Annotated in this window: 13 protein-coding genes; all 13 read right to left on the bottom strand. The window is 27.0% G+C overall.

Annotation, left to right across the window (positions count from 1 at the left end):
• Positions 1-4: 4 nt before the first annotated feature.
• Positions 5-1,510 carry a peptide-binding protein gene (locus tag ABVS04_RS01740; RefSeq protein WP_368028978.1) on the bottom strand — a complete coding sequence of 502 codons (1,506 nt, stop codon included), beginning with the start codon at positions 1,508-1,510 and terminating at the stop codon, positions 5-7.
• Positions 1,511-1,625: 115 nt separating this feature from the next.
• Entirely contained in the window at positions 1,626-2,015 is a 390-nt protein-coding gene (gene rpsI / locus ABVS04_RS01745) for a 30S ribosomal protein S9 (protein ID WP_368028936.1), read from the bottom strand.
• Positions 2,016-2,020: 5 nt separating this feature from the next.
• Positions 2,021-2,440: a 50S ribosomal protein L13 gene (gene rplM / locus ABVS04_RS01750; RefSeq protein WP_368028937.1), complete on the bottom strand. Its 420-nt coding sequence runs from the start codon at positions 2,438-2,440 to the stop codon at positions 2,021-2,023.
• Positions 2,441-2,515: 75 nt separating this feature from the next.
• On the bottom strand, positions 2,516-3,901 hold the full coding sequence (locus ABVS04_RS01755) for an ATP-binding protein (RefSeq protein WP_368028938.1): 1,386 nt from the start codon (positions 3,899-3,901) through the stop codon (positions 2,516-2,518).
• Positions 3,895-4,569, bottom strand: coding sequence for a response regulator transcription factor (locus tag ABVS04_RS01760; RefSeq protein ID WP_368028939.1), 675 nt, complete (start codon positions 4,567-4,569; stop codon positions 3,895-3,897). Before ABVS04_RS01760 ends, ABVS04_RS01755 begins: the two co-directional genes overlap by 7 nt.
• A complete protein-coding gene (locus ABVS04_RS01765) occupies positions 4,562-5,011 on the bottom strand; it encodes a phosphate-starvation-inducible PsiE family protein (protein WP_368028940.1) in 450 nt (149 codons plus the stop codon). The genes ABVS04_RS01760 and ABVS04_RS01765 overlap by 8 nt, the downstream gene beginning before the upstream one ends.
• 21 nt (positions 5,012-5,032) lie before the next feature.
• Positions 5,033-5,701, bottom strand: coding sequence for a phosphate uptake regulator PhoU (locus tag ABVS04_RS01770; protein ID WP_368028941.1), 669 nt, complete (start codon positions 5,699-5,701; stop codon positions 5,033-5,035).
• Positions 5,701-6,474: a phosphate ABC transporter ATP-binding protein PstB gene (pstB, locus tag ABVS04_RS01775; protein ID WP_368028942.1), complete on the bottom strand. Its 774-nt coding sequence runs from the start codon at positions 6,472-6,474 to the stop codon at positions 5,701-5,703. The genes ABVS04_RS01770 and pstB overlap by 1 nt, the downstream gene beginning before the upstream one ends.
• Positions 6,475-6,486: 12 nt before the next feature.
• The gene (pstA, locus tag ABVS04_RS01780; protein ID WP_368028943.1) at positions 6,487-7,674 is read right to left on the bottom strand and encodes a phosphate ABC transporter permease PstA; all 1,188 of its coding nucleotides are present in this window, start codon (positions 7,672-7,674) and stop codon (positions 6,487-6,489) included.
• Positions 7,671-8,600: a phosphate ABC transporter permease subunit PstC gene (gene pstC, locus ABVS04_RS01785; protein ID WP_368028944.1), complete on the bottom strand. Its 930-nt coding sequence runs from the start codon at positions 8,598-8,600 to the stop codon at positions 7,671-7,673. The genes pstA and pstC overlap by 4 nt, the downstream gene beginning before the upstream one ends.
• Positions 8,601-8,668: 68 nt before the next feature.
• The gene (locus ABVS04_RS01790) at positions 8,669-10,399 is read right to left on the bottom strand and encodes a GGDEF domain-containing protein (protein WP_368028945.1); all 1,731 of its coding nucleotides are present in this window, start codon (positions 10,397-10,399) and stop codon (positions 8,669-8,671) included.
• A gap of 118 nt (positions 10,400-10,517) precedes the next feature.
• Entirely contained in the window at positions 10,518-11,573 is a 1,056-nt protein-coding gene (locus tag ABVS04_RS01795) for a substrate-binding domain-containing protein (RefSeq protein ID WP_368028946.1), read from the bottom strand.
• 94 nt (positions 11,574-11,667) lie between these two features.
• Positions 11,668-11,856 (bottom strand): DUF1653 domain-containing protein, encoded by a 189-nt coding sequence (locus ABVS04_RS01800; protein WP_368028947.1) that lies wholly within the window; start codon positions 11,854-11,856, stop codon positions 11,668-11,670.
• Positions 11,857-11,880 lie beyond the last annotated feature (24 nt).

Below are 11,880 nucleotides of genomic sequence, written 5' to 3' on the forward strand. Positions count from 1 at the left end.
TATATTATTCTTCTTCTATTAACCAATCTTTTTGATTATGCATAATTCCTACAAGAGATGCTTCCACATTTTTTATATCTTTATTTACAACTGTTATTGCATCTGGAATATATAAAAATAGATATGGTAAATCATCTGTAATTATTTTAAATATTTCTTTATATATTTTTCCTAATTCATCTCTATTAATTGTGGTACTACCTTGCTCTATTAGTTTGTCTACTTTCTCATTCTCATATGAAACGAGATTAAATCCACCCAATTTTGAACTTGAACTATGCCAAAGTGGATAGGCATCTGGCATTAAAGCTAACGACCATCCTAAAAGCACAGCTTCAAATTTTCTTGGATGTACTACTGTATTTAAAAATGCTTGCCATTCCATAACTTTTATACTCATTTTAACCCCAGCTTTTTCAAGCTGATATTGTAATATTTGAGCTGCATTTATTCTAGTATCATTTCCTGTATTTGTAACTAATTCAAAAGTAAAAGGATTATTTTCATCATAACCAGACTCTTTTAACAATTGCTTTGCTTTTTCTATATTTTGTGTAATAGGTTTAATATTCTCATTATATGCAAATGAATCTGGTAAAAATGGTCCATTACAAACCTTTCCATATCCAAAAAACAAAATATCAACCATCTCTTGTCTATCAACTGCTAATGATAGAGCTTGTCTTATTTTTATATCTTTAAATTTATCATTTTTTAAATTAAATCCCAAATATGAGTATGCAAAACTAGGTTTTTGAATTATTGTAAATTTATTTTTAAACTCATCATCAATTTGTCTATCAATTTGAATAGGAGTTAATCCTCCAATATCGAGCTTTTTTTGTTTTAAATATAAAAATGATGTATTTGGATCTGGTAAAAATTGATATAAAATTTTATTAATTTTAGGTTTGCCATCAAAATAGTTTTCATTTGCAATTAGTTCAATATCTTGAGCTGTTTTAAACTCTTTTAATTTATATGAACCGGTTCCTATTGGATTTTTATTAAAAGTACTTGTCATTAGATTTTCTTCATCTTTTAAAAGATGATAAGGCAATATTCCTACCATCCAAGTTTCAATCGCTTTAAAATAAGGTTGTTTATAGATTATTTCAAGTGTAAAATCATCAATTGCTTTTACACTTTGAACTTCTTGAAAGTTTGATTTAATAGAATTAAATACCTTTGGATCAATAATTTTCTCATAAGTAAAGATAACATCCTTTGAAGTAAAATTTTCTCCATCATGCCATAAAACATTGTTTTTAAGTTTTACAATAAGTTTTGTTGGTGTTTCAAATTTATATGATTGTGCTAAATCAACTGTATGATTTCCATTTTTATCATATTTGAATAAGCCATTAAAAAGCCAATCTGATATTTCACTACTTGCACTATCATTTGCTAATATAGGATTTAATCGACTAGGACTTGAGCTCATTGATAGATTTAATGTACTAGCACTTAGGTATGTAATAAGTAATAAATAGTAAGTTAATAATTTCATAGGGTATTGTATAGTTTTTTTATATAAATAAGCATAAAAAGTGCATAAAAAAAGGAGCAACATTGTCGCTCCTTTTTTTATAAAACAGTAAGAATAAACTTTCTGAAAATACCAATTATCTTTTTGAGAATTGAGAAGATTTTCTTGCTTTTTTCTTTCCGAATTTTTTTCTTTCAACAGATCTAGAATCTCTAGTTAATAAACCAAATGGTTTTAATACAGATCTAAATTGCTCATCAAAAGCAACTAATGCTCTTGAAATACCATGTCTTGCAGCGTCAGCTTGTGCAGAATAACCACCACCAAGAGTTTTAACTACAATGTTTACAGAAGTTTCTTGTTTAGAAACATTTAATGGTTGCATAACTCTTTTTTTGATTGATTCATGACCACCAAGCCATGCATCTAAAGATACACCATTAATTGTTAATTGACCGTTACCATTTTCTAACCATACTTTAGCTATAGCTGTTTTTCTTCTTCCAGTTGCGTATACTTTTGCCATTACTCTTATCCTTTAATTTGCGCAGTATGAGGGTGTTCGCTACCTGCGTATACTTTTAATTTTTTTAACATAGCTTTTCCAAGAGTTGTTTTTGGAAGCATACCTCTAGCAGCTAGTTTGTATAATTTTTCTGGATTCTTTTCGAACATTTCAGACATTTTGTGAGTTTTTGTACTACCAAAATAACCTGAGTGTGTAAAGTAATTTTTAGTTTCTAATTTTTTACCAGAAAATTTTGCTTTTGATGCATTTATAATAACAACAAAATCTCCACAGTCTACATTTGGTGTAAAACAAGGTTTGTTTTTCCCTCTTAAGATAGTAGCAACTTCTGTAATAATTCTTCCGAATACTTTATTAGTTGCATCAACTACTATCCAATCTCTTTCGATTTCGTTAGCATGTGCCATTTGAGTAAATTTCATTTATTTTCTCCGCTTTTTTAATGAGGTGGAATAATAGTGTAGTAATGCTTAATTATTACTTAAATTAAGTATATATTAATATTTTATACAGAATTTAGAACCTTTTCCAAATTCTGAGCTAATTTGAAGGGTAAAATTATGTAATGAAAGAATAGATTGTACTATAAAAAGTCCTAATCCTAGGGAATTATTCCATCCATTATTAGAAACTCTATAAAATTTATGATTTATATTTTCTAGCTCTAATTCTTCAATTCCAATTCCTTTATCTATAATGCATATAGAATTTTGTGAAATTTCGATTAAAACTTCATCTTCTGAATATTTTAAAGCATTTTCTATTAAGTTTGTAATAGCCATAGAAATTAATGTTTCATCAACTTTTAAAGTAATATCTTCACCTAGGATTATTATTTCTCTATTTTTATATTTATCACTTAAATCACTAGCACAATTTTCAACTAATTTTTTTACAGAACAAGGTAATAGTAATATATCTTGTTTACCTTCTTCTAGTTTAAGTGTAAGTCTTAGCTTATCAATTATATTAGACATTTTATTTGCATTTGCATGAATTTTATTTAAAAATTTAACTTTCATAGCTTGTGGCATTTGTTCATCATTTAAAATTGTTTCACTATATCCAGAAATAATTGCAATTGGATTTTTAAATTCATGGGATAAAGCAGAAATAATTTCATCTTTTTGTCTATTAGCAAGTTTTAGTTTAGCGGTTTGTTTAGCTTTTTGTTTTTCTTTTTTTAGAAGTTTTTCACCTACTTTATTGAGCAGTTTAGCAATTTTGTTAAACTCATAGGTATAAGTAGAATTAAGAGTAAAAGATTGTTTCTTATTAGATAATTGGGTTAAAAAATATAAAATTGTGTCTGTTTCTTTTTTTATTCTTAAACTAATAAAATATGTAGATAAGAATACAATAAGTAAGAAAAATGTAATAAATGAAAACACTTCAAAGGAAAGTTTTGTAAACTGATTATTTATTTTATCTGTATAATCAGCCATTCTAATAAAATAAATATTGTTATCAATATTAGTTTTTTTTGCAACATAAATTAAATCTTTTTTGACAGTATCAGATAATCTAGTATCTTTTCCTAATCCAATGTTTCTTGCTTGAATAATTTCCAGCCTATTTGCATGATTTTTTACTTTTGATACATCTTTATCACTTTCGGCAATTACCTCGCCATCTTCAGCTATAATCGTAATTCTTAACTTTAATTTTTCATGTAGATTTTCTACAATTGTTTTAATATTGTCAATATCTTGTTTATCTTTTAAAACAATAGATAATGTATCAATATTTTGTATTAAATTTTTTTCTATTTGATCAAGATAAAGATTTTTTGTCCAAAAATATATTATAAGACTTAATGTAATTAAAATTGCGAAAAATATTGAAATATAAGTTCTAAAAAAGAGTTGATGAATTTTTAACAAAAAATATAACCTTCCCCTCTAATTGATTTTATGTACTCTTTTTCCCCATCTGGGTCAATTTTCGCTTTTAATCTTTTGATTGCTACATTAACTGTTTTTACTTTTTTATCAAAGGAATCTTGCCAGACACTATTTAGAAGATGCTCTCTAGTCATTAAAATATCTTTGTTTTTTACAAATTCTAGCAATAAATCATGTTCTAAGTGAGTTAATTCTATTTCGTTTTCATCAATATAAAATTTTTTATTAGATGCTTTGTAAACGATATCTTTTACTTTTAAAATCTCAATCTCTTTTGAAGTTCTTTTAAGTACGGCTTTTATTCTTGCAAGGAGTTCTTTTAAGTTAAATGGTTTTGTTATATAATCATCTGCATGTGAGTCAAAGCCTTCAATAATATCTTCATCATTATCTTTTGCTGTAACATATATAACTGGGTTTGAGTAACCTTGTTTTTTAATTTCATTTATAAATGAAGTTCCTTCAATACCAGGAAGATTTCGATCCATTAATATTAAATCAATTTGTTCTTCATCTAATACTTTTCTTACATTATTATCAATTGTTAAAAAACCAATTGTTTCATAACCCTCTTTTTGAAGTGTATATTCAAGTAGTTCTAAAATATCTTCTTCATCTTCTACTATTAATATAAGTTTATTATTCATTTACATTAGACTCTTTTGTTGTTTGGATTGTTTTATTAGGTCTATCATCATCATATTCAATTACTGTATCTTTTGAAATTTTAATAATACCAGGTGAAAATTTTATTGCAAGTATTCTAAATATAAAAAAGACAAAAATCACAAACAATAAAAATGATATATCAAAATAGTCTCTATTTTTATTTGTAGTTAGAATAATAACATCTCTAATCAAAAAAATGATGAAGATATCAATTACATATCTTAGTCGTAAAGTTTCTCTTTTAATAAAATCAGAGATCATTTTTACAACTTCCATGACAACAATAAATTCTAACATCAGGATAATTGCTTTATAAAAATCTATACCTGCAACAAGAATTCCTATAAAAATAATTGTTGCAGCTAGAACTTCGAAATTTGTACTAAAATAGTTTTTTATTTTATTTATAGCTTTTTTCATGTATGAAGTATATCATAAAAGTTATGATTGTACTATATCTCCTCCAACTTGAGCAAATTGAAGTAAATTAGCAATAGATACCGCTCTATCAGCTACTTTTTCAAGTCTTCTTAATGCACTTAATATATCAAAATACTCTTTTGATAAATCAAGATTTTTTGAAATTAATTTCAAAATATTTTTTTCAATCATTAAATATAAATCATCTGTTTTACTCTCTTCAACAATAACCCTATGATATTTTTCTTCAATATGTTTTGGATTTGTTTCATCAATAATTGATATTGATGTTTGTAATGACAATAATGCGGATTTTAATAAAGGAATAGCATATTCTAGAATTGTTCCTGTATTTAAATCTTCACTAAAAGATTTTTTAAATTTTTTACCAAAATCTTTTACATTAGAACCGGTTCTTACAAGTTCATTTGTGATCTTTAGAAAAGAAACAAGTCTTCTTAAATCTTTAGCTTCAGGTGAATATAAAGCTAATGTAGTAACTATAATATTATCAATTTCATTTGATTTTATCAACAACTTTTTTTCTGTTATTTCGATATTTTTTAAAGCTTCGATATCATTATTCTTTAGAGCTTTTAACGATAACTCTAATGCTTCAATAACATCAACTCCAATTTTTTGTATTTCATCTTTTATATTTTGTAATTTTGATTCATAAGTCTTTAACATTATCCAAATCTCCCTGTAATATAATCTTCTGTCTTTTTATTATGTGGATTAACAAAGATAGTCTCTGTTTCATCATATTCAATCAACTTTCCTAAGTGAAAAAAAGCTGTATAATCAGCAACACGTGCTGCTTGCTGCATATTATGAGTTACTGTTATAATTGTATAGTCTTGTTTTAATTCAAGCATTAAAGCTTCAATTTTTTCAGTACTAATTGGATCAAGTGCTGATGTTGGCTCATCCATCAATATAACTTGTGGTTTAACTGCAATTGTTCTTGCAATACAAAGTCTTTGTTGTTGCCCTCCTGAAAGTGAAGTTCCTGGTTGTTGTAATTTGTCTTTTACTTCATCCCAAAGACCAGATTTTCTTAATGATGTTTCAACTAATTCATCGCAGTCTTTACCTTTTTTTACAATTCCATGCTTTAATGGGGCATAAGCAACATTATCATAAATAGATTTTGGAAATGGATTTGGTTGTTGAAAAACCATTCCTATTCTTTTTCTAACACTTACTTCATCAACATCTTTGTCATAAATATTTTTATTATCTATTACAATTGAACCATCAATTTTAACAATAGGTATTAAGTCATTCATTCTATTTATACATCTTAAGAATGTAGATTTTCCACATCCTGATGGCCCTATTAGTGCAGTTATTTTATTTTCATATAAACTAGCTGTAATATCAAAAAGAGCTTGATTTGTTCCATAAAATAGATTTAAATTTTGTACATCAATTTTTACTTTATTATCATTTTTTATCATTTAATTTTCCTTCTACCATTTAACTTCGAATTTTTTTCTTAAATATATTGCAATAGCATTTAGTGATATTAATATAGTTAACAATACCATAATACCAGCAGCTGTTTTTTCAATATAAGTTCCTTCAGGCATTCCAGCCCATGTGAATAATTGAGCTGGCATAACTGTTGCTGCTTGAGTAACCATACTTGGAGCATCGGGAATAAATGCAATCATTCCTATAATAATCAATGGAGCTGTTTCTCCCATTGCTTGCGCAAGACCAATAATAGAACCCGTTAAAACTCCTGGAAAAGCAAGTGGCAGAACGTGATCTTTAGTTACTTGAATTTTATTTAATCCTAAACCATATCCTGCTTGCCTAATACTATCAGGAACAGCTCTTAATGCAGCTCTTGAACTAACAATAATAATAGGTAGTGTCATAAGAGCAAGAGTTAATCCTCCCACTAATGGTGAGCTTCTTGGCATGCCGAATAAGTTAATAAATATTGCAAGACCCAAAAGACCAAATAATATAGAAGGGATTGCTGCTAAATTATTAATATTTATTTCAATAAACCTTGTAAACTTATTATCTCCTGCAAACTCTTCTAGATAAATAGCAGTCATAACCCCAATTGGGAATGCAACAATCATCGTAATAATTAAAGTTAAAACAGAACCTACCATTGCAGAATATAAACCTGCATACTCAGGAATTTTTGAATCACCGTTTGTGAAGAAAACTGTATTAAATTTTCTTTCAATTAAACCTTGTGCATAAAGCTCATCAACTAAAGCTATGTGCTTATCTTTTAATTTATTGTAATGACCTTTTAAGTATTGATCAACTTGATCATCTGCTAAAACCCAAGTTTCTTTAGTTGTATTCATTAACTCAGGGTTAGCTCTTACAAGATTTGGAACATCTCTTAACCATGCTCTTGAAACGATACTTCTAAATTTGTTTTCAACTGCAAACCTACTGTCTTTTAATGTTTTTTCATTATAAGTAACATCTACTTTTACATAAGCTACATTAAAAGCTGGTAATCCTTTTCCTACTATATCAAATAAAAAGAAAGCTAAAAATGCAATAGAAAAAATTAATGAAGTTAAGGTAAATTTCTTAAATCTATTTGCACTTGTGTGTCTTTTTTTAAGAGCTGGATCATAAAATGGATTATCTTGTTTATTTTTCTTTTTTCTTTTTATCATAATGTGTTCACTTTATATTTTTCTTTAAATTTTCTAATTAGTGATAATGAAATCATATTTAGAATTAATGTTACAATGAAAAGGATAAGTCCTAATGCAAATGCTGAAAGAGTTTCAGGTGAGTTAAACTCAAAATCTCCAACTAGTGAATTTACAATTGTAACTGTAACTGTTGTCATATCTTCAAGTGGATTCCATGAAAGATTTGGTCTTAAACCTGCTGCCATAACTACAATCATAGTTTCTCCCAATGCTTTTGAAAGTCCTAAAAGTGAGGCTGAAATAATACCTGGCATTGCTGAGGGTAAAACAATATTTCTAATTGTTTCTCCATGGGTCATACCAAGACCAAATGCAGCTTTTCTTTGAGAGTCAGGAACAGCACGAATTACATCATCTGAAAGTGATGAAATAACAGGAATAATCATAATTCCCATTACAACACCAGAAGCAAGTGCTGAGTTAAAAGTAGCTTCTAATCCAACAAATTCAGCAATCTTTACAACTAATGGAGCAACCGTTATTGCTGCAAAAAAACCATAAACAACAGTTGGAATACCTGCAAGTACTTCAAGTAGCGGCTTTAAATAATCTCTTACTTTAGGGCTTGCATATTCACTCATATAAATGGCACTCCCCAATCCAATTGGAATGGCAACTCCTAGTGCAATAAGAGTAATTACAAATGTTCCTGCAAAAATTGGGAGTGCACCAAATTGACTTCCTATTACACCAGGAGACCATACTGTTCCTGTAATGAAATACCAAAAACTTCTAAGCTTAAAGAACTCAATTGCTTCAAATAATATTGAAAATAAAATTCCAAAAGTAGTTAAAATTGAGATTGCAGCTGCACTAATTAAAGCGAATTTAATTAATTTTTCATTAAGTTCTCTTTGTTTTTTTCTTGATTCAAAAGTGCTCAATATTTTTGCCTTTATATTAAATTAATTAAAATTTTAGAGAAAATTGATTACAGAATGATTACAAAAAATTAAAGTATACTAAAAATCGGTTCTACTGAGCCTTTCGAAGCTTTTTTTAATATGTTTAGGGTATTGTCAAAATTTGAAATATTTGATTTAGAATTAATCTCAATGATGGCAGATGAAACAGATAATAGTTCAAATTTTCTTTCCATATTAAATCTATCTTTTGATATTATGAAACCATTATCTTTATCTATTTTTTTATAAATGTTTTCAGCTGTAAATTTAAATTCATTTTGAACTTCTTGAGTTAAAGTAAGAACATCTTTATAATTATGGTCTTTTAATCCTACAAAAAAATCATCTCCTCCAATATGAGCAATAAATGAATCTTTTGGATATCGTTTTTGTAATAACTCTGAGAAGATTAAAATAGCACGATCTCCTTGTCTAAATCCATAAATATCATTAAAAGGTTTAAAATCATTAAAGTTAAAATATATGATATGAGTAATATTTTTTTGATTCTTTTTTAAAGATTTATCTATATATTTTTCTATTTGATTATTACCTGGTAATTTTGTTAAAGGATTCTGATTTGTTGCAATCTCAATATTCCTTTTATAAGATAATGTTAAAAGTGAATTTAAATTAATAAATCCTTTATATTTATCTGATTGTGTAATAAAAATACCTAAAGAATCCTTTGATTTTAAATTATACATTTCTAGAATTTTATCTATACCCCACGATATTTCAACACTAAGTGCAGGTTTGATATATTTAATTAAAGATGAAGAATATGTCATATTTTGAGCAAGTGATAATCCATATTGTGAATATGAAATTTTTTTTATATCACTTTCGTATATAATTCCTAGGAAATTTTTATATTCATCGACTATTGGTACAAAATTATTTTTAGTATCTTCTTTAAAATGAATAAATAAATTATATAAAGAAGTATTAATATCAAGTGCAACAATTGGTTCAATAAATTCATGGTCGATTGATGCATTGCCATTTGCTCTTTTATCTTCATTAATTAATGTCACAATATTAGGATAAATATTTTTGATTTCTTTTATCTTTAGCATTGGATGTTGTACTAAGTATCCTTGCATAAAATCAGCACCTATATCTTTACAAGTATAAAACTCTTTTGCTGTTTCAATTCCTTCTGCAATTACCAGCATTCCCATTATATGTGCCATTTCAATTATTGATGAGCAAAATAATTTCTTCTTTGAATCTTGATCAATATTTGTAATAAAGAATCTATCTAATTTTATTACATTTGCTTCACTAAAATATAAAAGTTTAAGTCCAGAAACCCCAATACCAAAATCATCAATTGCTATTGAATAACCACTCTCTTTGTATTTTTGGATCATACTTGAAAGTGCATTCTGTTCTATTGCAGTACCTTTTTCACTAAGTTCAAAACAAATCCTATTTTTCTCTAAATTGTATCTTTTTAATATTTTTGCTGTGTTACCTTGAGAATATTTTTTATTATAAATAATTCTATTATCAAGATTGTAAAATAGTTTTAAATTATCTATATCAATATTTGAAAATTTATTTATAGCTTTTTCTCTTAGCTGTAAGTCTAGCTCATATAGAAAGTCATCATGAAATGCTTTATCAAATAAATCATCAATACAATTTAAGCCATTAATATTTTGAACACCTCTAACTAGGGCTTCAACAGCATAAATCTTACCCGTATGAGAATAAATAATAGGTTGAAAAGCATAATCTAATTTTTCAATTATTTCATCCCAATTTGACATAAAGACCTTTTTAATTTTATTATTAAGTTTTTATCTCTTCGTTCGCGTTAACAGATAAAAACTTAATAATAAAATTTGAATTAAAATAAAAGAAGAGAAAACCTCTTCTTTTAAATTTTTAGTGTTTTAACATTTCTAAAGTTAATTTTTCACTATTCATAACTTTTGTTCTAGCAGCACTTCTTACATCATCAGGTAATACTACAAGACCTAATTCACCTAAAATTCCATCTTTACCAATCATTTTTTCAGACATAAATAAGTTTGCATAATCTTTTAAAGGTTTAACATCTTTTGCATGAGAATTTTTGATATAGAAATACATAGATCTTGCAACTGGATATTTACCAGAAGAAATAGTTTCAGGAGTTGGCTCAACACCATCAATTGTTAATCCATCAACTTTATCTTTATTTTCTTCTAAGAAAGAGTAACCAAAAATACCAATTGCTGATTCATTTTTTGTAAGTTTTTGAACAATTAAATTGTCATTTTCACCAGATTCTACATATACACCATCAGTTCTAATTACAGAGTAAGCTTTATATTTTTTGTTTGCAGTTTCATCAGCTTTGAATAAATCTGTATATACTGACATTTTTTCAAATACGTGTTGTAATACTAATTCTTCAAATGAATCTCTTGTTCCAGAAGATTTTGGTGGTCCATAAACAATAATTTCTCTATCAGGTAAAGATGCATCAATATCTGACCATTTTTTATATGGGTTTGCAATTAATGATTTTCCATCTTTAGAAGGAACTTCAGCTGCAACTGCTAATGCTAATTGAGCTTTTGTTACATTGAAACTTTTTACAGATGCTGATTGTGCAACTGCAATACCATCGAAACCAATGATTGCTTCAGTAATATCTGTTACACCATTTTCTTGACACATTGTAAATTCTTTATCTTTCATTCTTCTTGATGCATTTGTGATATCAGGAGTATCTATATCATTTCCTGCACAAAATAATTTCATACCACCACCTGTTCCTGTTGATTCAACAACTGGAGTAGGGAATTTTGTTGTTGCACCAAATTCTTCAGCTACTGAAGATGAAAAAGGATATACAGTTGAAGATCCAACAATTTTAATTTGATCTCTAGCAGATAGAGTTGTTGCTAATAAAGCACTTGCGATTAAAGCCATAGATGTTTTTTTGAAAGTCATATTTTTTCTCCATAATTTTTATATGGTGAAAGTTTAATGCTTTCTGGTTACATTTTGGTTACTCAATATATTCTTAGTTATTTATTATTAGGGATTAGTTTTTTATTTTAGAGAATTTTTCTTCAAATTCTTTATAGCTTCTTACAAATAGTTCTTCACAATTATTTGGCTTATAAATAACAGCTTTTATCCAACTATTATTCTCTTGAATTTTACAAAAGTTTAATGTAGTATAAGATTCTTTGTTTTTGTAGTGTATATAAGTAGTATTTAGTTCGATCATATTTAATTAAAAAAGACTAATGGA

Source organism: Arcobacter sp. s6 (assembly GCF_040884245.1).
GTDB lineage: Bacteria > Campylobacterota > Campylobacteria > Campylobacterales > Arcobacteraceae > Aliarcobacter.